Annotated in this window: 17 protein-coding genes; 3 read left to right on the top strand and 14 right to left on the bottom strand. The window is 44.4% G+C overall.

Going from position 1 to position 24,419, the window contains the following annotated elements:
• Positions 1-395 precede the first annotated feature (395 nt).
• The 4 genes from rlmD to BLV86_RS08235 all read right to left on the bottom strand — a co-directional run bounded on the left by rlmD (position 396) and on the right by BLV86_RS08235 (position 6,606).
• Entirely contained in the window at positions 396-2,126 is a 1,731-nt protein-coding gene (gene rlmD, locus BLV86_RS08250) for a 23S rRNA (uracil(1939)-C(5))-methyltransferase RlmD (RefSeq protein ID WP_090816225.1), read from the bottom strand.
• A gap of 74 nt (positions 2,127-2,200) precedes the next feature.
• On the bottom strand, positions 2,201-3,850 hold the full coding sequence (locus tag BLV86_RS08245; RefSeq protein WP_031548043.1) for a GGDEF domain-containing protein: 1,650 nt from the start codon (positions 3,848-3,850) through the stop codon (positions 2,201-2,203).
• 245 nt (positions 3,851-4,095) lie between these two features.
• On the bottom strand, positions 4,096-5,064 hold the full coding sequence (locus tag BLV86_RS08240; RefSeq protein ID WP_031548040.1) for a 3'-5' exoribonuclease YhaM family protein: 969 nt from the start codon (positions 5,062-5,064) through the stop codon (positions 4,096-4,098).
• Between the two features lie 183 nt (positions 5,065-5,247).
• On the bottom strand, positions 5,248-6,606 hold the full coding sequence (locus BLV86_RS08235) for a S1C family serine protease (RefSeq protein ID WP_175456478.1): 1,359 nt from the start codon (positions 6,604-6,606) through the stop codon (positions 5,248-5,250).
• Positions 6,607-6,896: 290 nt separating this feature from the next.
• Between BLV86_RS08235 and BLV86_RS08230 the strand changes: the two genes are divergently transcribed.
• The gene (locus BLV86_RS08230; RefSeq protein ID WP_242873269.1) at positions 6,897-9,389 is read left to right on the top strand and encodes an endonuclease MutS2; all 2,493 of its coding nucleotides are present in this window, start codon (positions 6,897-6,899) and stop codon (positions 9,387-9,389) included.
• A 340-nt stretch (positions 9,390-9,729) separates the two neighbouring features.
• The gene (locus BLV86_RS08225; RefSeq protein ID WP_031548034.1) at positions 9,730-10,482 is read left to right on the top strand and encodes a response regulator transcription factor; all 753 of its coding nucleotides are present in this window, start codon (positions 9,730-9,732) and stop codon (positions 10,480-10,482) included.
• A gap of 681 nt (positions 10,483-11,163) precedes the next feature.
• On the opposite strand, the gene BLV86_RS08220 is transcribed toward BLV86_RS08225, so the two are convergent.
• The 7 genes from BLV86_RS08220 to BLV86_RS08190 all read right to left on the bottom strand — a co-directional run bounded on the left by BLV86_RS08220 (position 11,164) and on the right by BLV86_RS08190 (position 20,550).
• Positions 11,164-12,573 (bottom strand): HAMP domain-containing sensor histidine kinase, encoded by a 1,410-nt coding sequence (locus BLV86_RS08220; protein ID WP_090816198.1) that lies wholly within the window; start codon positions 12,571-12,573, stop codon positions 11,164-11,166.
• A 176-nt stretch (positions 12,574-12,749) separates the two neighbouring features.
• A complete protein-coding gene (locus tag BLV86_RS08215) occupies positions 12,750-13,703 on the bottom strand; it encodes an ROK family glucokinase (RefSeq protein ID WP_090816196.1) in 954 nt (317 codons plus the stop codon).
• 146 nt (positions 13,704-13,849) lie between these two features.
• Complete coding sequence (locus BLV86_RS08210) at positions 13,850-15,127, bottom strand: DUF5711 family protein (RefSeq protein WP_090816194.1); 1,278 nt, start codon at positions 15,125-15,127, stop codon at positions 13,850-13,852.
• A 112-nt stretch (positions 15,128-15,239) separates the two neighbouring features.
• On the bottom strand, positions 15,240-16,160 hold the full coding sequence (locus tag BLV86_RS08205) for a nucleotidyltransferase family protein (protein WP_090816193.1): 921 nt from the start codon (positions 16,158-16,160) through the stop codon (positions 15,240-15,242).
• A 27-nt stretch (positions 16,161-16,187) separates the two neighbouring features.
• Positions 16,188-17,342: a hypothetical protein gene (locus BLV86_RS08200; protein ID WP_090816191.1), complete on the bottom strand. Its 1,155-nt coding sequence runs from the start codon at positions 17,340-17,342 to the stop codon at positions 16,188-16,190.
• 144 nt (positions 17,343-17,486) lie between these two features.
• A complete protein-coding gene (locus BLV86_RS08195) occupies positions 17,487-18,755 on the bottom strand; it encodes a GH25 family lysozyme (RefSeq protein WP_242873268.1) in 1,269 nt (422 codons plus the stop codon).
• A 421-nt stretch (positions 18,756-19,176) separates the two neighbouring features.
• Positions 19,177-20,550 (bottom strand): sodium-dependent transporter, encoded by a 1,374-nt coding sequence (locus tag BLV86_RS08190; RefSeq protein ID WP_031548022.1) that lies wholly within the window; start codon positions 20,548-20,550, stop codon positions 19,177-19,179.
• A 485-nt stretch (positions 20,551-21,035) separates the two neighbouring features.
• Between BLV86_RS08190 and BLV86_RS08185 the strand changes: the two genes are divergently transcribed.
• The gene (locus BLV86_RS08185) at positions 21,036-21,335 is read left to right on the top strand and encodes an ArsR/SmtB family transcription factor (RefSeq protein ID WP_175456477.1); all 300 of its coding nucleotides are present in this window, start codon (positions 21,036-21,038) and stop codon (positions 21,333-21,335) included.
• Between the two features lie 37 nt (positions 21,336-21,372).
• Here BLV86_RS08185 and BLV86_RS08180 read toward each other — a convergent pair whose 3' ends face one another.
• From BLV86_RS08180 to BLV86_RS08170, 3 genes are all read right to left on the bottom strand, one after another.
• The gene (locus tag BLV86_RS08180; RefSeq protein WP_242873267.1) at positions 21,373-22,170 is read right to left on the bottom strand and encodes a C40 family peptidase; all 798 of its coding nucleotides are present in this window, start codon (positions 22,168-22,170) and stop codon (positions 21,373-21,375) included.
• Between the two features lie 203 nt (positions 22,171-22,373).
• Positions 22,374-23,414, bottom strand: coding sequence for a L,D-transpeptidase (locus tag BLV86_RS08175; RefSeq protein ID WP_175456476.1), 1,041 nt, complete (start codon positions 23,412-23,414; stop codon positions 22,374-22,376).
• A 161-nt stretch (positions 23,415-23,575) separates the two neighbouring features.
• Positions 23,576-24,247, bottom strand: a complete 672-nt coding sequence (locus BLV86_RS08170; protein WP_090816182.1) for a cysteine hydrolase family protein — start codon at positions 24,245-24,247, stop codon at positions 23,576-23,578.
• Between the last annotated feature and the right edge of the window lie 172 nt (positions 24,248-24,419).

Below are 24,419 nucleotides of genomic sequence, written 5' to 3'. Positions count from 1 at the left end.
GGGGTTACTCGTTCCGTCTTCGACCGCTGGTTTTTAGGTTATAGCACAAAAATCCCGCATTTTATCTGAACATGACATCAGATCTTCAATGATCTCGGGTTCATTAACGTAGGACAACATATAAATTAAAATACCTTTTAGTTCAAGGATTCCTTTTTATAATAGTGCAAGATTTAGACAGAACTATTCATTGATCTCATAAAGCACACAAATCAAGCATTTATAAATGGAAATGTACTCTGTCTAAACCTTAAATATACCTATAACACTGTGTGAGATCACATACTTTTGAGTATAATGATTCAATCCCACAAGTGAAATACACAAAAAGACACGTCTTGGATTGTAATTCATATCTCCAGCGTGTCTTTTATATTCGTCTTGTAGGTTATTAATTAAATCATCTGATACGCCCTAAGCGCCTCCACAATAGCCTTTTCCTTCTTAGGCGGACACTGTGGTTGCTTTGCATTCTCAGACTTATGTGACCAAACATTCTCTCTAATCTCAATCCCACATTTCTTCTTTACCTGTGTAATATAAAGAGTTGAAACGTGCATTCCATCGTTATGGTCTGCCACATATTTCCTAATCTCCGCATATGTAGCCTTGGTTTCAGCACTTGTTGCATCAAGCTCATCAAGATCGATCTCTACTTCTAGATAATCGTCCGGTTTCTTTTGGGACAAAAGAACAACAGTCTCCACATGAACCGTTTGCGAAAAATTATCCACCGGTCTTACTCTCCTAAGCTCATACCCATGATTCCTCAGATACTTTACATCCCGGGCCAATGTTGCCGGGTCGCAGCTCACGTACACAAGCTTCTCCGGTGACATCTCCACTATGGTTGCCAATGCTCTCTCATCGCAGCCCTTCCGGGGTGGATCTACGCACACCACATCTATGCGTTCTTCCGGGTGCTGTTTGTACCACTCGGGAAGCACCTCCTCTGCGGCTCCCACATAGAACTCAGCATTGGCAATACCGTTAAGCTCCGCGTTCTGCTTTGCGTCCCTGATAGCCTCCGGGATTATCTCAACTCCGTAAACCTTTTTTGCCTTCTGTGACATAAAAAGCGAGATGGTGCCGATTCCGCAGTAAAGATCCCAGACGTTTTCTGTTCCATTAAGGTCTGCAAACTCAAGTGCTGCACCGTACATCTGCTCTGTCTGAACAGGATTTACCTGGTAGAAACTCAGTGGCGATATCCGGAACTTTATATTTCCGATGGAATCCTCGATGTATCCCGGACCGTAGATGTCAACAATCTTAGTGCCCATGATGACGTTGGTTCTTTCAGTGTTGACGCTGAAGCTCAGGGAATCAACATGAACGCCTTCTCTTTCGGAGTGATTTTCCGCTGTCTGATCAGCCCCCTCAGGACTCTTTGTTCCGTTCCTGCGTCCCTCCTGAGCACCACACAATTCTTTCACCAGCTCTTCCTTATACGGCAGCGACCTTCCGTTTATCACAAGGCACACCATCAGTTCCCCTGACTTAAAGCCCTTTCTGATAAGCACATGCCGAACCAGCCCCTTACCTGAAACTTCATCATAAGGGTCAATGTCATAGCGCTCCATCCATGCGATGATCCTGTCAAGTATGACCTTATTCTCTTTCACTCCCAGCAGACAGTCCTCACACTCGATAACACTGTGTGTCCGGCCGGCATAAAAACCTGCGATGATCTTCCCTTCTTTGTTCCTTGCTATAGGGAACTGGGCTTTGTTACGGTATCTGAAAGGATCAGCCATACCAACTACAGGTTCAAATGTCTCGTCCAGAACCTCCTTCTCCACCTCACCGATGCGAAGCAGATCATTATAAACCTTATCCTGCTTAAACTTCAGCTGAGCCTCATAACTCATCTGCTGCAGCTGGCATCCTCCGCACTTCCCGGCAATGGGGCATGGCGGTTCTGCACGGAATTCACTTTTTTCCAAAACCTTTATAAGTCTTGCGAATCCATAATTCTTTTTTACCTTGGTGGCTGCTGCCAGCACCATATCCCCGATGACAGTATCCTTTATAAACCACACAAACCCGGCATCGGTTTTACCGATGCCGAGTCCTTCACTTGAAAAATCTTCTATTGTAACTGTAAACTGTTCATTCTTTTTCATCTGAAAATCTCCGGTGGAAGCATTAGCCTCCAAGTCTATCTCCGGATGAAGCCAACCTCTGAACAACTATCCCGTTACCTGCGCTCGATAAATACCTTTCCGGCAACATTAAGGGTGACACTTTTAGCGGTGTTCAGTTCTATGTTGTCATGAACCAGAACCGCCTGGCCTGTACCGGTCAGTCTGGCCTTATCCAGAGCAAGATTTGCGCAGGAGGTATAGTCCCATATCCTGTTGTAATTTTCCGGTTTGTGAATGCATATTCCCTGGGACAGTGTAAACTCCGGGAGCTGCTGCACACGTATAGCCTTCAGGATATCATCATTTATGCTTCTCAGACGGTCTATAACTTCATCATCACTATAGTCTTCAAAAAGTAATACAAACTCCGAGCCATCGTATCTTGCAGCATAAAGATGTTCTGATACATATCTCTTAAGGACATTGGAAAACTCCACCAGGCAACGATCACCGGTTCCATAACCATACATATCGTTTATACGTTTCACATTGTCGATATCAAGCATGGCGATTCCGAAAGTCATATGCTTAGCCGAGCATCTTTCAAAGAACCTGTCTGCCATATCATTAAAAGATTTACGGTTTGGAAGCCCTGTCAGGTCATCTTCTACTGTACGTTTCTCTAAAGCCGCTCTGAAATCATAATCCAAAAAGTCCATAACATCAACTTCAATCAGTAAACTCATGGCACGATTCTGAGCATGCAAAGCCGCATTGGAATACTCGCGGAACTTCTCAAGTTCCTCGAACTTCCTGCTGTTATTCTGGCTGTTCTCATAAAAATTGAGCTTTATGTTGCAAAGCTCCTGCTTGAATCCGTAAAGATCCGTATAATTCAGGAAATTCTCCATTTTTATGGAAAGATTCTTGAAATAATCCACATAACTCTCATTTTCCGCCAGAATGTTCAGTATAAAGAAATACTCCGAAACGTAATCCCCCTTAAAATTCTTTGAGGAAAAATAGCTGTTAATCTTACCGATATAAGCATCATCCCACTTATGGTCCCCTGTAAATTCATTCCACACGATATGGGCAACGGAAATATAAGGTTCAAAGGAAATACTCTTATTCTCCTGAACATAATTATCCATTTGTGTGATAATGTCTCCGGCGTTTGTGGTATCACCCAAAAGCACATAACATCTCACCAGAGAGCAAAGATGACGCACATAGTAAAGCGGGTAAAAATTCTCCCTGTTTATCAGGTAGAAAAACCTCTCCGTGGCAAGTTGAAACTTGATACCCTCATTATAGTTGCCTATGTTATAGCAAATATCGGAAAGATCCAGATATGAACGGATCAGTATATGTGCAAACTCCTTATGTTTTTCAATGTTTTCTTCGGAAATCCTTATGGCAGTGGACAGACACTGCATTGCATTGGACTTATTGCCCTGTCTTGTGAATGCACTGGCCAAAAGTGTTATGGCACGGCACAGCTCCAGCTTGGAATCAGACTCTGTAGCATCTTTGATGGTTTTTTTCAGATATCTCACACACTCACTGCAGTTACCCCTATTGTAGTAGTATCTTGCAATATAATAATTACACAAACTTGAAAGCGACTTATCGCCTCTTCTTCTGGAAACCTGCAGAAGTTCATTGCACACCCGTAAGGTTGACTCCAACGCCTCTTTCTTGTTCTCTTCCAGGGAATCTACCTTTTTGATTATATCCTGACTGTATCTTGAAAAATCCATACTATCCCTCTTTATATAAAATCCCACTATGCACGAATCCTTGCGGATTCTTCTGAACCGCTCTTAGCCGCGTGGCTCCCACGATCAAAAAGCAAATCGTGGGCTCTCAATAACCCTATAGGAAACATCGGCACGAAAGGATATATATATTAAGAAATTACATGAAAATAAATATTACAAAAATAGAATAGAATTCTTACATGATCAAAGAACAAATCATAAGGTATAAAAAAACGAGTCCTTTTTCAGGACTCGTTGCTTGTTCTTCTCATATTTGAATCGATAAGACGGTTAAATCCTATCCATCCGTCTCCTTCGGAAGCCTTTCCGTTTTTATCCGCCGCATCAAGAGCCTCTCTCATGGTCTCAAGCTTGGCATCAACATTATCCGCAAAAGACAGTGCCATAGCCTCCATAAGTGCCGGCTTCTTTGGTGAACCAAACTCAAGCTCCCCGTGATGAGCCAGGATACAGTGTCCAAGCTCCGCAGCAAGAGTTGGGGGGAAACCTTCGATACTGCCTGCGACTTCTGTTATCCTCTGGTATCCGATAACGATATGTCCGATAAGCTGACCTTCATCACTGTAATCATTTCTCGGAAATGCTGTAAGTTCCCTTACCTTACCGATATCATGGCAGAGAGCCGCAGTCACTAAAAGGTCTCTGTGAAGATCAGGATAGCGCTTGGCAAAATCATCGCATATACCGGCCACAGATAATGTATGCTCCGCAAGTCCTCCCACGTAACCGTGATGAACCGACTTTGCCGCACTGTGAAGCATAAATTTCTTATGAAAATCTGCATCCTCCATAAATATGATATTTAAAAGCTTATTGAGGTACGGATTCTTAACGGATTTTATAAACTGACTAAGGGATGCTTCCATCTCTGCAGCCGGTCTTGAAGACACCGGAAGGTAGTTCTTCGGATCAAATGATCCTTCCTTTGCAACTCTCAGTCTCTGAATACTTAACTGGTTGCTGCCGTTGTAAACAGTAACATTACCCTCTACATAAACATAATCCAGCACATCAAAATCACTGATTCCGGGAGAATTGGGCTCCCAGACCTTGGCATCTACCTGACCTGTTCTGTCCTGCAGGATCACATTGAGGTACTCTTTACCGTTTTTTGTAAGAGCTGCATTCTTTGTCTTTACGAGATATACGTCCGAAACCCTTGCTCCGTCATAAAAATTCTCGATAAATCTCATCCCCGGCGCACCGGCGGAATCTCCGTTCATTTCTTTAAAAAACTCGTTTATTTCCATACAATCTGTCTTTCTAATAAGTTAGGGTTTTGTTTATGAGTAGTTACCGCACTGAAAACCGATTCATTTTCGGGCGGGTATGCCACTTACCGAAGCCGTGGCACGCTGCTCATACTATCATGTTTTTTATCTTCCCGCAACGGTCACCGAGAAATCAGCCTCCTGGTACCCCGATCCGTTTTGCCTTATGATAGTGATCACGGCCTGCTCTTCACCGGTCAGCTTCCTGAGTGCAGTTTCATAGTCAGAGATACTTTTGATCTCTTCATCATTTAACTTCACAAGAACGTCCCCATTCTGAATACCTGCATTATAGGCAGGAGAGTTTTTGACGCAGGACTGGATATACAGCCCCTCCTTCGGAAAATCCGCCTCAGTGATTTCATCGGTAATATCGGACGTGAGCTCCTGGGCTCTGATACCGAGATACGGATATCTCGTACCATTGGAGATGGTTTCAATCTCATCGATATAATCCGAAATACCCTTTATTCTGTGATAACCCTCTGCATCACTTTCATCCGAATCAAGCCATCCCACCAGCTCTCCGGCAGTATTTATAACAAAGCTGCCATACTTCGGGTCAATGTCTACATCTGCGATCATATCCTTAAAATAGCCGTCTACCTGGATCTCATCGTAGGAAACTGAAGCTACAGACCCCACGGTGGATGAACCGTAGGCTCCCGCAGGGGCTCCCACCGCAAGGATCATATCTCCCCTCTGAAGCATTGAAGAATCACCGATCTCTATGTTTTTGATAACCTGACTGTCCCTGAATGTAATGGTTGATAAAGGAACTGTGACTACCGCTATTCCATCCGTTTCATCAACAGCCTTAACTGAAGCGCTGTAGGTTCTGCCTCCATAGAATACCACCTCAATATCACCTGCATCCTTAAGAACCGAATCTGTTGTAAGGATAAGTATCTCCCCGGAGGTTCTGGCTATAATCACACCTGAGGCACTGCTTCCTGATTTTACATGCTCTCCAAAAAGGTCCGTATCTGTAACACGACTCCTGACCTCTGTGAGAGCATAATCCGCGCTGAGAGCCACCTTTTTCAATGTGTTGTTCAGGCGTTTGTAATCTTCGATATTGTACTCATAGTTACGTACTTCGTCCCTTACCACTTCTTCTATAGGTACAGTCTCAACGGCAGTATCCGTTTCCGGAGCTTCAGTAACCTCCTCTGTGGTTTCCGGCTCAGGGGATTCAGTAACCTCCTCTGTGGTTTCTGCCTCAGAAGGCTCGGTAACCTCCTCTGTGGTTTCTGACCCGGTTTCAGTTTCCGGTTCAGTCTCCTCCGGCATTGATCCTGTCTCAAATTTAACCGTTTCCTGCTCTTCATTATGGAAAAAATCGGAAAACAACGGCCTTGTAGCCGCAAATGTTCCGGCGCTGAGTACACCAAATAAAAGTGCCGAAAAAGCGATCCTGATATAGTGCCTGGTCGTCTTTTTCCAGCCCTCTTTTCGTCCCACAATATTCTCTTTTATAAAGTCGTTTTCTCCCATAGCACTTATTATATACAACCTGTAGGATACACGCAAGAAAGTGCAAACGGAATTCCACCGGGTTATCCATCGGGGAAGGTTCTCGCCCGCGAGAACCTTCCCCGGTGTATAACCCGGCAGCACGAAAACCGACAGCTTTTAGTAAGTGGCAAAAGCCTTCCTCATTTGCTATACTGAATTGCATGAATGATAAAGCTTTAAACACATTGGAATTTAATAAAATAAAGGAACGCCTCGAGGGATATGCAAACTCTCCCATGGGTAAACATCTGGTCAAAGAGCTTTTGCCCTCTGTAGACATTAACGAAATCGAGCAGAATCTTCTGGAAACAGATGCTGCCCTGCTTCGTCTGGGGCTCCATGGCAATATCTCCTTCTCGGGAGTCAGAGATGTAAATGACAGTCTCAAACGACTTGATATCGCTGCATCTCTTTCCATACCGGAGCTCCTTCAGATAAGCGGAGTACTCACTGCCGCAGGCCGTGCAAAGGCCTATGCAAGAGACTCCGAGAAGGCACCTGAGGAAAAGAAACCTGTGCCGAGAGCTGTCCGGCTTAATGCTCACTACACGAAAAACCAGCCGGATCCTGAGAAGCTCAAGGACACTGTAGGCAAAGAAAGAATCCTTACGGATTCTTCTGAACCGCTCAAAGCCGCGCGGCTCCCACAATTAAAAATTGTGGGCAGTGATGACAGCCTTTCAGGCTACTTCAGAGACATTGAACCCCTCTCACCGGTTAATAAAGAAATCACCCGCTGTATCCTTTCCGAGGACACCGTTGCTGACGATGCCAGCGCCGGTCTTTTTTCCGTGCGTAAAAAGAAGCACGTATACGAGGAGCGCATACACACTTCTCTCAACAGCATTCTCAACAGCTCGAGATCAATGCTTCAGGACGCAGTCATCACCATGCGTGACGGACGTTACTGTCTTCCGGTAAAGGCAGAGTATAAATCAAGCTTTCAGGGCATGGTTCACGACCAGAGCTCAACGGGGTCAACATTATTCATAGAGCCCATGAGCATCGTGAAGCTCAACAATGACATCAAGGAACTGGAGGCAGAAGAAAAGAAGGAAATCGAGAAGGTTCTGGAGACCTTATCCGGATCCCTCATGCCTCATACAGAAACCATAAGAAATGATATCGCAATTCTGGCACATCTGGATTTTGTTTTTGCAAAGGCAAAATTTGCAGAGTCCATGCATGCCACCATGCCGAAGCTTAACGATAAGTACTACATTTCCATCCTTAACGGACGGCACCCGCTTATCGATCCAAAGAAGGTTGTACCAACCACCGTTTATCTCGGTAAGGAATTCGACATGCTGGTTATCACGGGTCCCAACACCGGCGGTAAAACCGTTTGCCTCAAGACCATAGGTCTTTTTCAGCTCATGGGACAGTCCGGACTTTTCATCCCGGCCTCCGAGGGCTCCGAGCTTTCAGTTTTTGAAGAAATTTTCGCAGATATCGGTGACGAACAGTCTATCGAACAGAGCCTGTCCACCTTCTCTGCGCACATGACGAATACAGTTAAGATACTTGAAAAAGCAGACAGCCACAGCCTCTGCCTCTTCGACGAGCTTGGTGCCGGAACCGACCCTACGGAAGGTGCCGCCCTTGCCATGGCCATACTTAATTTCCTTCACAACATGAAGACCAGGACTGTTGCCACCACCCATTATGCGGAAATAAAGGTTTACGCTCTCTCAACTCCCGGTGTTGAAAATGCTTCCTGCGAGTTCGATGTGACAACATTGAGCCCCACCTATCGACTGCTCATAGGCATCCCGGGCAAGTCCAATGCCTTCGCCATATCACAGAAGCTGGGACTTCCGGGTTACATCATCGATGATGCAAAGAGCCGCCTCGAGAAGGAGGACGTTAAGTTCGAAGATGTTATCGCGAGTCTTGAAGAAAGCCGCGTAACCATAGAGCGTGAAAAACAGGAGATTGAACGCTATAAGGCTGAGATTGAAGAATACAAGAGACGTGCAAGAGAGAACTCCAAGGGTGTCGAAAAAGGACGTGACAAGATACTCCAGAAGGCCCGTGAGGAAGCCTCCCAGATTCTTCAGGACGCAAAGGAAACCGCAGACAGCATAGTCAAGGAACTGAGACGTCAGGAGCAGAACGGTGCCGCCACCCTTGAAGCTGAGAAGACACGTTCTGCCCTGAACAAAAAGCTGAAGGATACCCAGGCAAGCATGTCAGTATCCCAGAAGATCAAGGGGCCGTCAAAGCCTGTTTCCGCAAAGAGCCTTCGCATCGGCGATACCGTTCATGTTGCATCCATGGATATCAATGCTACAGTATCCACGCTTCCGGATCATAAAGGAGAGCTTTATGTAACCGCCGGAATCATTCGCACCAAGGTATCCGTAAGGGATATAGAACTTGTGGACACCGGCAAGGTAACCGGTCCCGGACTTGAAAATATGGGCAGGAAAAAGAAAGGCAGCACCTCCGGCGGTGATATCCGCATGCAGAAGACCATGGGCATATCTCCGGAGATCAATCTCATCGGCATGACCACAGCCGAAGCCATTCCCGAGCTCCAGAAATATCTGGATGATGCTTATCTTTCTCATATTCCGCAGGCCCGTGTGGTTCACGGACGCGGAACCGGCGCCCTCAGGAAGGCAGTTCACCAGCAGCTTAAAAAGCTGAAGTACGTTGAGTCTTTCCGTCTCGGAGAGTTCGGCGAAGGTCAGGATGGTGTTACCATAGTAATATTCAAAAAGTGATCCGGCACCCTGTAATTATTGTGCCGGTAGTTTCACATCTGCTTTGCAGAAACCCGCTTGACCGAATGAATCTATATGAAAAATAATCATTTGGCTGAATGCGCGATATCTATGTGATATTAATCATTTAGTCTAATGTGCGATATCTATATGATATTAATCATTTAGTCGAATGCGCGATATCTATATGAATTTAATCTGTTAGCTGAATGCGTGACATCTATATGAATTTAATCGTTTAGCTGAATGCGCGATATCTATATGAAATTAATCATTTGGCTGAATGCGCGATATCTAATATAAAATTAATCTGTTAGAGGTCTGACTCAGGGGAGGGGAAATGGCTGAAAAACAAAGAATTATGATTGTAGATGATGACTCTAATATTTCAGAGCTCATCTCCTTATATCTCGAAAAGGAAATGTTCGACACCATGTGTGCCGAAGACGGCGAAGAGGCTCTCAGGCTCTTTCCTGAATATAAACCGAATCTTGTGATCCTTGATCTCATGCTTCCCGGCATCGACGGCTATGAAGTGTGCAGAAGACTTCGCGCCGCAAGTCAGGTTCCGGTGATCATGCTTTCCGCAAAGGGCGAAACCTTTGACAAGGTACTTGGTCTTGAACTTGGGGCTGATGATTACATGATAAAGCCCTTTGAATCCAAAGAGCTTGTAGCTCGTGTAAAGGCTGTTCTCAGAAGATATCAGCACGAACAGGAGCTGACTACTTTGACAGCAGCAGATTCATCACGCAGCCATGCCGTCAGCGAAGGTGAAGAAGCACTTCGCAGCGGAAACTACATAGAGTATACGGATCTCATCATCAATAAAACAAATTATTCCGTATTCTATAAAGGACATGCTGTAGAGATGCCGCCAAAAGAACTGGAGCTTCTGTTCTTCCTTGCTTCATCTCCGAATCAGGTTTTCACCCGTGAACAGCTGCTTGACCACATATGGGGCTACGAGTTCGCCGGTGACAGCCGCACCGTGGACGTTCACATAAAGCGCCTCCGCGAAAAGATCTCCGGCAACATGGAATGGGAGATCTCTACTGTCTGGGGCATCGGGTACAAGTTCAGAGTTGGGTGAAACCGGAAAAGTAGTGAAATGGTACAGAAAATGCAAGGGACGTGTGACGGCCCACGAGATTGAAAAGACACCTCCGTGGACATGTTCGCCCAGTATGCACAGGTGTGTGCATACTGATTTGACATGTCCACGGAGGTGTCTTTTCAACTCGCAAGCCTTGCCACCCATCCCTTGCATTTTCTTCACATTTTCTCTTAATCCACTGATAGATTCACAAAAATATGACTCAGATTGATGAATGTAAGCTCTTGAATCATCCTGATAAGACTCAGTGTTTGACTCTCCTGAAGATTTCTTGAATTGAGGTCATCAATGACTAGCTTCCGTCTTGACTCATATCGGTTATTACTGAGTTTGAAGTCATCAATGACTAGCTTCCGTCTTGACCTATATCAGATATTATCAAATTTGCAGTCAATGAATTTTATCTCAACCAATGACTCACTTTAAAAATTATGTGTTTTGAGTCACGCAGGTATCAGTGTGAACCATTCTCAGTGGGCTACTACTCACCTGTGGATAATACAATCCGAGTGAGTAAAGAAGCTTGCGGATTATAGTATCCGAATGGGGCAAAGAAACCCATAGATCAAAAGAGCCGGAGGGGATTTTCCCTTCGGCTCTTAACAATTCTTAGATTTATTCTTGCATTCCTGGATATTTATTCTTAGATTCTTAGATTTATTCCTGCTCGGGATAATATGCCACAGGCAATGTGAAAACAAATTCCGTACCAACACCCTCGGTGGAGATGCAATCGATGTTTTCGCCATGGGCGCTGATAATGGATTTTACAATGCTGAGGCCGAGGCCGGTGCCATGTTTGTCCTTGCCTCTGGACTGATCAGCTTTGTAGAATCTGTCCCAGATTTTCTGTACGTCTTTTTTGGGTATACCGATTCCTGTATCCTTTACAGAGATAAAAACTTTACTTCCTCTCGATCCGGTGGTGATCTTTATAGAGGACTTCGGATTGCTGAACTTCAATGCATTATCTATAAGGTTATACAGTACCTGCTGGATCTTCGGGTAATCCCCATAGACCATTTCCTTCTTTTCCGCAAAAGTCAGCTCAAAGACTATTTCTTTTTGCTGACAGGTCATTTCAAAGCTGGCACAGACATCTCTTATAACTCTGTTAATGTCAAAGTTTGTCCTGCTGAGGAACCCCTTTTTATCAAGAGTACCAAGATTAAGCATTGACCTGGTAAGCTTTGTCAGCCTCTCTGTTTCGGAAATAAGTCTCCTGAGATACTTTTCCTCAAGCTCCTTTGGAACGGTTCCGTCAAGTATAGCCTCAAGATATCCCTTTATGGATGTCAGAGGAGATCTGAAATCGTGACTGACATTGGCGATAAACTGTTTCTGATAGTCATCAGCTTTTGATATCTCATCCGACATAAAATTAAGAGTCTCCGCAAGATAACCCATTTCATCTCTTGACTTCGTTTCTATCTTATAGCTGTAATCTCCGGCCGCATATTTAGTCGCTCCAATGGTTATCTTATTCAGTGGTCTGTAAACAATGATATAGAACACCACCAGAATGAACAGCGACAAAATGAATATGATGAGTGCTGTTATGTAAACGATATTCAAAATTTCATATTGGGACGAAAGGATATTGTCTATGGAATTATGAATGATCACATAGCCGCTGGTCATATATGCCCTGGTCACGGGTGCCATAACAGTAAGAACTTCCGACTGAAACATGTTATGATAGGTTCCAACCTCATACCTTGCTCCGGTACGGGTAGTATCAAATGCCTCTATCTGCTGTCCCTTGTATCCTTCCTTGCCCGCATCACTGAGGATCACACCGTTACGATCCACAATCCAGATATCTGCATCCAGGAAGGTGGAGACTGCGTTCATCTGTTCGGTAACCACCGCTTCACTGAGACTCGTATCCTTTGTTTCAGAGTAAGTTGTGGCAATGAGGGTTGCCTCACTGTAGAGACTGTTGGCCCTCTCCTGAACCAGATACCGATAAGTAAGCCTGGAGGACAGAATGGCCACAACAGAGAAGCCCAGCACACCAAATATGATATATGCCGCTATGAATTTTAAAAATAACGATTTCTTCACTGTTTCTTCACCTTATATATTCTCTGTCTTCTCCTGCAAACAATGAACCACCTGGGAAGGTTCTCAACCGTGAGAATCCTCCCTCGGTAAAGTTTAAACTAATAACAGGGAAACACTGATGAGATCAGCATTTCCCTGAACATAAACATTCCGTCCCGGTTGAATTACCCAGTGAATTATTCATTACCAAGTACAAGTCTTGCACTTCCGTAAATTCCCGCATCGTTTCCGAGAGTTGCCAAAGTGATATCTGCCTTTTTGTTTAAGAGCGGTGTTAATTCTTCATAATACTTCCTGGTCACATCAACAAGATACTGACCTGCCTTTGAAACTCCTCCGCCTATTACGAAAAGCTCAGGATCGGTTATCATTGAAACCTGTGCCATTACAAGAGCAAGGTACTTAAGACTTGTTCCGAGGCTCTTAACTGCGAGAGGATCTCCTGCCTTTGCACAGTCACAAACATCCTTGGCTGTAAGTCCGTCTCCAAAATCTCTCATTGAAGAAGGCTCCTCTGAAGCCGCAAGAGTACGTTTTGCCTCGCGAACGATACCTGTTGCACTTGCAACCTGCTCGAGGCATCCGTGACCACCGCAGTTGCACTGCTCAGGTTCTCCGTCTCTTACATGGATATGACCTATCTCAGCTCCTGCTCCATGAACACCCGGAATGATGTGTCCGTCAATGATGAGACCGCCGCCTACACCGGTTCCCAAAGTCACCATAAGTAGATTGCTGTGACCTTTTCCGCCGCCCTGCCACATTTCGCCAAGGGCCGCAACATTGGCATCATTTCCTGCCGCACATCTGATATTTCCGCCCATAAGCTCTCTCATTTCCTTTGCAGGATAATGTCCATGCCAGCCAAGGTTCACGCATACATGAACGTAACCATCGGGCTGCACAGGGCCCGGAACTCCGATTCCGATTCCCTCGATATCATCAAGCTCAAGCTTCTTTTCAGCCATATGAGCCTTTATTGAATCCGCTACATCAGGAAGAATATATTTTCCTTCCTCTTCTTTCCTTGTTGGTACTTCCCAATTATCGATAAGTACACCATTGATAGCAAAAATGCCGCACTTAACTGTAGTACCTCCAACATCTACACCAACAACATACTGATTCATACTATCTCCTCCATTTAGAAACACCGATCCATTTTGATTGATTTTCTAATGGACCGGCTAAATCTTTCAACACCCATGCCCCCTTACCGGCATTTTTATGTGTATAAGTACTATACACTAAGACGGTATAGTACTGTAAGACTTATTTATTTTATTTTTACAGATTCCACCAGACTCGAGCTCCCCACAAGAATATCCATTCCTAAAGGGGTTGTGAGTTTTCCGGTTCCTCTGACCTTGGAAACCGTAATATCCAGATTCTCATCAAACTTGATATTTCCACTCATATCGTAGATTCTCAAACTCTTGTCATTGTATAAGAATACTTTATCTCCGTCTATATCAAATCCTGACATATTGAATGAAAAAGCTGTACTGAACACAGTCTGTCCGTTTGATCTGTAAACCGTCAGTTTGTAAGCTTCCTGAACATTTTCGTCTGAGTTCAATGTCACAACGCCGACATAGTCCCCGGAGTAGGCTATGGCACGCATGGTCTCGGGTATTGCAACATTATTCACAAGCTCAGGACTTGTGAGCACCTTTGTGCTGAAAAATGCTATACCACCGTCATAAAATGCCTGTGCATAAGTATCATCGGAGAAGTGAACTCTTCCTGTAAGATGTCCCGTAAAATCTTCTGTGAATCCACCTACAACACGATTATTTCCTGCATTCTGACCTATCTCATCGAAATTATAAAAAATAATCTTGTTCTGAATTGTGCCTCCTTCAAGTGAAACAAACGAGACCATAAGCTCTGTTCCATCCGGCGAAACACTTATGTCTACAGGATATCCATCACCCGACAGGATTGATTTGATGCTAATGTCAAGGGCCGCACCATCTCTGGTAAATACAGTTATGTGGCTTGCTGCCGAATCTTCTATAAGTGCATATACAACTCCGGTACCTGAAACCGAAAGCTTGCTTATGGGAAGGTGCGTCTCTGCCTGCCCTGTAGTACCGGAAGAATTCATTATAAAGAGGGTGGTCTTACCCTGATCTCCGATAGCACAGTAGTCACCGTTCACAGCGGCATAGGGATGACTCATTTCATAAGCCTGATTCCACATTGTCTTTCCGGCAGAATTGATATAGGAAGCTCCGTCTCGTGTTACCTTCAGTAAACCATCTGCATAAATGTAATATTCCTCATAATCCGAGTCAATGGCGCCTTCCTGTGCCGTAAAGTCAACTGTCCAGTTCACACTGAAATCCCGGAATTGCCGGTGAGCAAGGTAAAATCCTCCTGCAGCTATCACCATGACAGTTATCATAATAAGCAAAAACACCAAGAAACGACGGGGCCTTCTGCCCTGTCGCTCTTCGTGTTTCTTATGTTCACGCTCCCGGAGAGTCTCTGTATCAACGACTCTCCTCCTGAGCTCATTCTTTCTGTTTTCTCTATATGAATCAGCCATTAAAACCTATGTTCCGTTTCACTTTTTTTAGTGCCTCTGCCGGCACTATATTTAAGACAACAACATTGGTTCAATGTTTCCTGATAACAGAAACACTGATCAATGGGTCTTCTCAGAAAAGACTGGAAGGATAAACTCCCTTGTCCACAAGATCCTTAAGGGATTTCTGAACGGCTTCCTTATCTTCTGCATAAGTAACACCAAACCACTTGTCGCGATCCTTAAGAACTCTTACTGTTGCCTTTCCTTCCTGCATAAGACCGCTTATCTCCTGAGGAAGCAGATACTCTGACTTCATCTCTTTTCCATTCTTATCAAGCCATGCAGGGAAGTTTTCAATGAGTGTATCCAGGAACTTCTCCGGAAGACCGAACATGTTCATGGAAACAATGGCATCACCGTCAACTCTTACTTCATTTCCGTTTGCATCACTTCCTACAAGGCTTCCGTCAGCACGCTTCTCGATATCATAGGTTTCGTTGATCTCCTTAAGATAATCATTCTCACCCATTCTGCATACACCACGGTTAACAGTACCGTTGTCTGAAAGCGTATTTCCAACGATGTAGCCTGCCATACAGATATCAAAGGCAGAAGCATTATCATCCATCTGATTTACAAGATAATCATGGATGAGCTTAAAGCCTTCCTTGCCATAAAAATCGTCGGCATTGATAACAGCGAAGGGGCAATCGATGAGATCACGAACCTGGATAAGAGCATGAGCTGTTCCCCAGGGCTTTGTGCGTCCCTCCGGAACCGAATATCCCTCAGGAAGCTTGTCTATCTCCTGGAAAGCATACTCGCACTTTGCCACCTTTTCGATACGGTTTCCGATTATCTCTCTGAAATCCTTCTCGATATCTTTTCTTATAATGAAAACTATCTTATCAAATCCTGCTTCGATGGCATCATGAATCGAATAATCCATGATGATCTCTCCGCTTGGTCCGAGTTTTGCAAGCTGTTTGATCCCGCCGCCAAAACGTGAACCAAGTCCTGCCGCCATAATTACAAGTGCTGTTTTCTTCATTACCTATCCTCACTTACGTTATTAAAATTAGAATCCAAGCCAGGCTCCGTCAGAACCCACATGTTTTCCATCCGGTGTAGTAGTATCTGTCAGCATAGCGCCATAATCATCACCAAACTGATCATTGAAATAATACCACTTATCATTTATCTTCCACCAGCCAACGAGCATTGCGCCCTTTGTTGAACCCTCTTCGGTATTCAGAAGATACCATTTGCCATCTGCTCTCTGCAACCCCGTAAGCATCGCTCCGTTTGGTCCGAGGAGATATCTGTTAACACCATCCGGGCATATCCATCCGGTAAGGAACACTCCGTCCTTACAATAGTACCAGTCATTCATATACTGCATCCAGGTGCCTTCTGATGAGTTGGTGGTTCCCGGACCATTCTGAAGATTGAATCCCGGTCCGAATACATTCTCCGCACTGTTCTTAACCGTTGCGGTAGAAGATGATGTAGTCAGTGAATTGGATCTTGCCACAGGAATATTAAAAATATACTCCGATTCACTCTTGTCGTCATCTATTCCGCCATCACTTCTTACATATTGAGAACTTGCGATAAATTTTCCACCGTCTCCGCTGGCCTGTGCCTGTACCGAAATATAATTAAGGGAACGGTCATTGGAATTATAACTCGAAATACTCACTTTATGTTTGGTATTGGTAACCGACGTGTGAGTTTCGTGGTCATCGCCATTGCTGTCTTCCCAGTAAATATAGACGGAATACTTATCTGCATATTCAACCTTATCCCAGGTTATCTCATTCCCGCTTTCCGAAAAATTAGTCGGATTTTTCAGTACGTAGAAGGGGAATGTTGTCGCCTTGACACGTATACTCTGGCTGTTTCTTGAAAGAATGCTTACAGAGGTCGCAGCACTCACTTCCACAGCACAATTGTCAGAGAAGGTAAACCCCTCTGCAGGATGGATGTCCATGGTATAAGTATAGGCCATTTTCGGTTTGTTGCTGGTTCCGGATATACTGTAATCATAGATAAAATATGTGCTGTCGTATGTACCGGGCTCCTCGCCGCTGGACATCTCACCGGCGCTCATGGTACTTTCATTGTCCGGTGACAGATTCAGTCGTACAGTACTTACCTCACCTGCCAGTGATGATAATGCAAATGCAGTCACAAAAGCCGTTGTGGTTAATAAAATACTACGTAGCTTCATCTATGTTTGCTCCTTTCGAAAAGCATCTTATATTTTAACATATTTTTTCTGTTCTTCAATTTATATCGACCATATAACCGTAGTCATAATGTCAAAAATCACAAAAAGCCCTACGGATTTCTTAATCCATAGAGCTTTTTAATCTTAGCCTTGTGCTGTTTCGACAGCCTCAACTATCTGTACTGCATAATTTTCATTTGCAACAGGGGTTTCGGTGGAGCCCATCACATTGTTCTCAAATGCTTCTGTGCCCCTTACAGGACCGTCAGCGGTTATCTCGTTGCCGTTGAATCCCGTCGTAGTGTCCGTTGCAGATGCAGCTGTTGTCTCACCTGTCGTCGATGTTATTCCACCTGCTGCAGTTGTTTCACCTGTCGTAGATGTCATTCCACCTGCTGCAGTTGTCTCACCTGTCGTAGACGCTATTCCACCTGCTGCCAATGTTTCTCCCGTCGACGCTGTCGCTCCTCCTGTCGGCGGTATTGTAACCGAGACACTTGCACCGGTGGATTCTCCTACAACCGGAACCTGAGGTCCCGTTGTCGTACCGGCAGCTTCGGTAACTTCAGGAGTTCCTGCTGCTGTTGCTGCAGTTTCAAAGATATTACCATGAGCCACGCCATTGGAACCTCCGTAAGGTTTTACGGAAAACTCTGTGGTAACGTAACCCTTGATTCCATTGACCGTTCCCTTTTCGCTGGACTGCCAGATTGTGGTAGCGGCACCGTAAACAGGTCTGTAAACCTTATCTGAAGGATAGGAAGCATACCACACATCATAAGGAATCTGTGGCAGATTCATATGCTTTGTAAGCCAGGTCTTGTTGGCATAAACGATAGGTATGTATCCCGCCTGAGTCATAGCCTGACAATAATAGTTGATCATGGCTGTCATGTCATCTGCCGTGGCGCCACCCTCAAGCATCTTATTTACCTCTACGTCATAAGCCACAGGATACTGTAAGGTGATTCCCTGAAGCATCTGAAGCGTCAGCTCAGTCTCCGCCTTTGTATCCTCAAGATTCTGCGCGGTTGAACAAAGATAAACTCCCACCTTGATGCCGGCAGCCTGAGCGCCCTGAATATTAACATAAGCATACGGATCCATAGTTGTACCGTAAGCAATACGAATCATAACAAAATCCAGCCCATCGGCCTTGGCCGCCTGCCAGTCAATGTCTCCATCCATATTCTGGAACTTGGAAACCTCGGTACCCTTCTCAATATATGTAAATGTTGAACCGTCTTCATTAACAAAGCCATGCCACCAGTCAGTACTTGTATCCCCCGTAACAGAAGCCGTGCCCATTGTCTCCACCGCAAGCGCGCTAATGCTTCCGCCGAAAGCCCCCATGGCCACCATCGCCGCCGTAAGCGCCGCCGCCACTGTTTTTCTGTATCTATATAAACTCATATAACTTCTCCGATCTTTTATGAAGTCCCACTTTTCCATGACAACAGTAAAGCTTCCACCACCTATCGTCGTAGACCTAGGATACCAACAGACTCCAATCATATCAATAGATGTGATGTAAGCTTAAATAAATGACAGAAAATCGAAAGCAACAGTTCAACCGTATACAGTAAGGCCGGAGCCGGTGGGCATCCATCTATAAACGTTGAGCCGAGTCGAGAAAAATCAAAATTGGACATCTTAGAGGCTCTTGGTTCCCTTTTCCTTAGCCCCCTCGCCAAGTCTGAGTTTTCATAAAAGTAAACTCAGACATTGGCGAGGGCCTAGAGCCTCTTAGATGTCCAATTTTAGATTTTTCCGACGAGGCGACTCGTTTATAGATGGATGCCCACCGGCTCCGGCCGCCCTTCCGGGATAAAACTTACATGCTTATAAGTCCAAATACACTCGCCACTGACGAGAACAGAATGATCACTACGAAGAATGGGCACAGATACTTTATCATAAAGTCAAACACCGGCTTACGACGGAATCTCTGCCCGTTAAGCATTACCTCTTCAGCGATCTTATCAATACCAACAACCCTCACAATAAGGAGACAGGTACACATAGCAGCGATCGGCATCATTACAGAGTTTGTAAGGAAATCAAAGAAATCCAGGAACTGCATACCTATAACCGTAACCGCAGCAAGCGGTCCATAGCCAAGAGCTGACAATGTACCCAGCACCACCATGATGACACCTGTGAATACTGTTGCTCTTCTGCGGCTCCAGTGAAGCTCATCCTCAAAAGTTGAAACCGCTGACTCGCTGAGTGCGATAGCAGAAGTAAGTGCAGCAAAAAGAACCAGCACGAAGAAAAGAATTCCCATCGGTGTACCGAAGCCCATGCTTGCAAAAATCTTCGGCATGGTGATAAACATAAGTGATGGACCTGCTTTAAGATTCTCTGCTGCAGAGTCACCTGAGAAAGCAAATACTGCAGGAATGATCATTAAACCTGCCATGATCGCAATGCCTGTATCGAATATCTCCACCTGCTCGGTAGCTTCTTCGATAGAAACATCCTTCTTCATATAAGAACCGAAGGTCACAAGAATTCCCATTGCTATTGAAAGAGAATAGAACATCTGTCCCATGGCTGAAACCACTGTCATCCAGGAGAAGTTGTCCGGATTAGGTACCAGAAAATACAGAATACCGCTTACGGCACCGGGTCTGGTCATTGAATAACCTGCAATGATGACTGCAAGCACCACAAGTACGGGCATCATGAACTTCGAAACTCTCTCTATACCGTTCTCAACTCCAAAATAGATAACAAGGAGCGTCATAACAGAGAAGACAATAAAACATATCTCAACCTGCGGTCCGTTTGTGATAAAGTCTGTGAAAAAACCATCCTCCGCAAGCTTTACTGTTCCTCCCGGCATTAAATATTCAACCAGATAGCGGATTACCCAGCCACCGATAACACTGTAATAAGGAACGATAAGAATCGGTATGACAGCATTGATCCAGCCGCTCAGACTGAACTGCCAGCCATGGCCGAATTTGTTAAATGCTCCCACCGGGGATTTTTTCGTCATTCTGCCAAGGGCGGTTTCCGCCATGATCATGGTATAGCCAAAGGTCACCGCCAGAATGATATAAACCAGAAGAAAGATTCCTCCGCCGTATTTTGCTGCCAGATACGGAAATCTCCAGATATTTCCAAGTCCGACCGATGCACCGGCCGCCGAAAGTACATATCCAAGCTTACCGGTAAAACTGCCTCTTTTCTTTTTTTCCATTTTGAACCTCCCATGCCCGTCCTATTTAACGTAAAGAACCCGGGAGCATTGACTCCCGGGAAACTGATCTTTTGATTCAATACGCAACTACAGGACAACACACTTCAACACTTTAAATTACACAATTAAAAAATATAGACATTTAATCCCTCAGTTGCAATTTCCTATTTTTTATATCTGGAGGGGAGAAATATAATCCACAGTAATATCCACTATTCCCCTTAAAATAATTATAAAATCACTTAAATTTGTCCACAAAATATGGATAAGTCTGTGTATAAGTATAAAATTTTTTAAATATTGCATAAATCATGTTGATAACTTTTTTGAATTCCACAAAATCGGGTAGAAATTTTTTCTCAGCCGACTTTCGCATTGTTGACACATGATATGGGTCAACCTTATGGCGAAATATATTTTTTTGACATTTTATAATGTCAATTTATAATTGAACTATGGGTAAAAAAAGAGATAACACGTTAATAATGCTTAAGGCACTGGCCAACGAAACCCGGCTTGATATTCTGAAATGGCTTACGGATCCGGATAAGTATTTTCCTGACCGCAAAGAACAAAATTTAGAAGACATTGACTTTACAGGAGGGGTCTCAGTCGCTGACATTCAGAAAAAGACCGGCAAGGCCCAGTCCACCACATCACATGACCTTGACCTTCTGGTCAAGGCCGGTTTCCTTGAAGTCAAATACGAAGGCAGATACAGCTACTTCCGCCGTAATAATAAAACGCTGAAAAAGTTGGCGAAATACTTAAAAAACGAAGTATGAAAAGAGCCGGAGGGCACCCCTCCGGCTCTGACCGGCTTTATACAAGCCTTCTTATAGCCAATATTCTTTTGTATGTTGCGCTGTTAATAGTAATTCCATATCTGCTTCCGAGAGCCGATAACAGTCTGCCCTCTCCCAGATATATTCCAACGTGTCCTGAATAACAAATGATATCACCGGGCTTAGCCTCATTAAGACTTCCTACCGCCACTCCCACAGATCTCATTGCTGATGAGGAGTGAGGAAGGGAAATACCAAAGTTAGCGTAAACACTCATTACAAATCCCGAACAATCAGTTCCTGATGTAAGACTGCATCCACCATACCTGTAAGGATTACCTATAAACTGGCTTGCATACTGTGCCACCTTATCTCCAAGCAAATCCTTTTCTGTCACAGATGCCAATGCCTCTGCAGCTACAGATTCAGCATCGGGAATGCTGAGAGCAGCATCATCTGTTTCACCTGTGTTTGCTTCTGTTGATGAAACACCTTCTGCTATGGTTGATGTTTTTTCATTTAATGTACTGTTGCTGCTTGAATCCGTGCTTTCCGAAGAAACTGCTGCTTCCTGGATGGATGAAGCCGCTTCCTCTGTTGCCTTAAGTTTCTTTTCATACTCTGCGTTTACAGTCTCCTCAAGTGCGGTATTGTCTCTGGTACGGTTTTCCGCAAAAGCCGGTACTGTAAACATTGTCAAAATCGTCATAACTGCGATAGTAGAGATCATGAGCTTTTTTGTATCCATGAAGTTGGATACAGAGATGCTTTCAACCATATTCATCTCTTTAGTCTTTGCTTCGCTACTACCAAATAATCTGTCTTTTAAATTCAAAAATAACCTCCGTTTTCACACAACGGAGGCTATTCTAAATATCAAATATGAACTCAAGGTGAAGATCTAATAAACAATGCTTACCATTTTCGAGCAAATTCTTATGAACGTAGTTACTAAATCATAAAAATTTTATAAAATGTTTCATTTTTGATATCACATTTTCTGTTTTTACAAAAATCATTTTCAGATTAATGGTTTTCTTAATCGCACACAACCACTACGGTTCCCTTACCGATGAGACCGTACAGAGACTGCGCCCTGTCCCTCGGAAGATTGATACAGCCATGGCTTCCATTTGAAAGGTAAATGTTTCCGCCGAAAGAGGATCTCCAGCTTGCATCATGAAGTCCGATACCTCCATTGAAAGGCATCCAGTAATCTACATGTGACTCATAAGTAGGCTTTCCTGTACTGGAGCTTATAGGTCCCTTCAAAACTCTGTTCGTTTCCTTGGAATAAACCGAAAATACACCCTTGGGTGTGGCTCTATCAGGATTTGTCTGAGTACCTGAAACTATAGGACTTTCCCAAACACAGTTGCCGCCCTGATAGTAGTAAGCATGCTGGGAGGCAATAGAAACCTCCACAAAGGTATCTCCCCACTGAGGCATCTGTCCACGGGCTGCTACAGAGGAATAAACCGGCTGTCTGACCACGGACTGAAGTGCCTGGATATTGGCAGTAAGGGCTGCCGTCTCTCCTGCAAGGTCAATATAATAACCGTAGCTTGTGGCAAGGGACTTCTGTGTTCCGTCCGCACTAAGCCAGGTCTGTACACCCTTTGTATCATAGGTATCCTTCAGGCCCTGAACATAAGCCGCAACCTGATTCTGATCAACATAAATGGATGAACCGTCATTTCCCGTAACCCAGGATGCAATGGTAAGTCCGTCAAGCACAACGGTTTCTCCGGTTGCCATCTGATATGTAACTGACATGCCATTTACTGATGCAAGCTTCTGCCCTGTAACCATAGCTTCAAAAGGTGATGAAGCCGAAGCATTGATTGCAGCCATATTTATAGGTGAATTTACACCATTTACGGCATCAACTGCCTGCTGCGACTGAGCCGCCTTCATGGCATTGAGCTCTGCCTCAGAATACATTGGCGAATTGGGTGCCTCCACTCCTGCCGGTACATTCGCAGTAACGAAATTATCATTATCCGCAAAAGCAGAAACACTGAGTAAAGCGCTCAACGAAAGCGCCAGAATCGCAGAACGAAAAATCTGTTTAATCATAACCTTCTCTACCCCTCTGAAATCACGCCGTAATATAGGATAGCGCAACACCACAAGCATACCTCTTTTCTAAATATTTTGCTATGGAGAAATAGTAATATTTTTCATATTTTTAACAGCTCCACCGCTACATATTGTATGCAGGAGCAGGAGGGCATCCATTATAGGTACTCCTCCGCCATCATAATCCTGACATGCAGCGGCGCCAGCCCCTCCAGGATTTTCAGCGTCGCCTTCTCGGTCTCATCATTAAGCCCCGCACAGGCATCCCTGAGATACACAAAGCGGTACCCGAGATCCGCCCCCTGGAAGAAAGTCGAAAGAACACAGCATTCGCTCACAACCCCCGTAAGGACAATGTCTCCCCCGTGAACCATAGCCCTGTCAGCAGCCGCCCTGATATAAGGATGAGAAAAACAACTGTAGGTACTCTTATCATAATAAGGAAAATCTTCAGCATATCTTGCAATCTCCGGAATAAACTCCTCCATCACATGATCATCGTTTATTTCCTTATTAACATTGTTATAGTCGTTCCAGACTCCGATTGCATCTCCCTCCGCGGGTGCGATAAAACGGGTCAGCATAACCTCAGGAGCTTCAGGACCGTTACTCCTCCGTGAACTCTGATCGTCGGATCCGATATTCAGGGAAGAATCATCTCCGGTCCCGGTTTTATCCTTGGCTTCCGATTTTTCCTTCAGATCAATGATCCTGTCCAGAAGCTTCGAAATGTTTTCAGCTGCCTTCCCCACATTCTCGCAGGCCCAGGGATTCCCCTTCATGTAGACCTTCTGCATATCTATAACCAGTACAAGATCTTCCTTTTTCATAATTTGTCTCCTATATTAAACTGTTTATTTCTATGATAATTGATTTTTCTCCAAAATATCTTCTTTTCAGAAAAAAAGGTGTATAATGATGTCAATTTTCAGATTTTCATCCTTATCTGACAGAATTGTCCTGTCAGGATGAGACATCTGCCCTGAGGGCTGAACATTGGCT

Origin of the sequence: Oribacterium sp. KHPX15, from assembly GCF_900107835.1 — a bacterium.
Classification (GTDB): Bacteria; Bacillota; Clostridia; order Lachnospirales; family Lachnospiraceae; genus Oribacterium.
The sequence above is the reverse complement of the archived record's forward strand: the minus strand, read 5'-3'. Positions and strand labels throughout refer to the sequence as shown.

What these genes read in the sequence shown, in the direction of transcription:
- BLV86_RS08190 (WP_031548022.1), bottom strand. Translation starts at nt 20,550, where the DNA reads ATGGAAAAAAAGAAAAGAGGCAGTTTTACCGGTAAGCTTGGATATGTA.
- BLV86_RS08200 (WP_090816191.1), bottom strand. Translation starts at nt 17,342, where the DNA reads ATGAAGCTACGTAGTATTTTATTAACCACAACGGCTTTTGTGACTGCA.
- BLV86_RS08175 (WP_175456476.1), bottom strand. Translation starts at nt 23,414, where the DNA reads ATGATTAAACAGATTTTTCGTTCTGCGATTCTGGCGCTTTCGTTGAGC.
- BLV86_RS08210 (WP_090816194.1), bottom strand. Translation starts at nt 15,127, where the DNA reads ATGGCTGATTCATATAGAGAAAACAGAAAGAATGAGCTCAGGAGGAGA.
- BLV86_RS08215 (WP_090816196.1), bottom strand. Translation starts at nt 13,703, where the DNA reads ATGAATCAGTATGTTGTTGGTGTAGATGTTGGAGGTACTACAGTTAAG.
- BLV86_RS08225 (WP_031548034.1), top strand. Translation starts at nt 9,730, where the DNA reads ATGGCTGAAAAACAAAGAATTATGATTGTAGATGATGACTCTAATATT.
- BLV86_RS08170 (WP_090816182.1), bottom strand. Translation starts at nt 24,247, where the DNA reads ATGAAAAAGGAAGATCTTGTACTGGTTATAGATATGCAGAAGGTCTAC.
- BLV86_RS08195 (WP_242873268.1), bottom strand. Translation starts at nt 18,755, where the DNA reads ATGAGTTTATATAGATACAGAAAAACAGTGGCGGCGGCGCTTACGGCG.
- BLV86_RS08185 (WP_175456477.1), top strand. Translation starts at nt 21,036, where the DNA reads ATGCTTAAGGCACTGGCCAACGAAACCCGGCTTGATATTCTGAAATGG.
- BLV86_RS08245 (WP_031548043.1), bottom strand. Translation starts at nt 3,850, where the DNA reads ATGGATTTTTCAAGATACAGTCAGGATATAATCAAAAAGGTAGATTCC.
- BLV86_RS08230 (WP_242873269.1), top strand. Translation starts at nt 6,897, where the DNA reads ATGGGTAAACATCTGGTCAAAGAGCTTTTGCCCTCTGTAGACATTAAC.
- BLV86_RS08240 (WP_031548040.1), bottom strand. Translation starts at nt 5,064, where the DNA reads ATGAGATTTATCGAGAATTTTTATGACGGAGCAAGGGTTTCGGACGTA.
- BLV86_RS08205 (WP_090816193.1), bottom strand. Translation starts at nt 16,160, where the DNA reads ATGAAGAAAACAGCACTTGTAATTATGGCGGCAGGACTTGGTTCACGT.
- rlmD (WP_090816225.1), bottom strand. Translation starts at nt 2,126, where the DNA reads ATGAAAAAGAATGAACAGTTTACAGTTACAATAGAAGATTTTTCAAGT.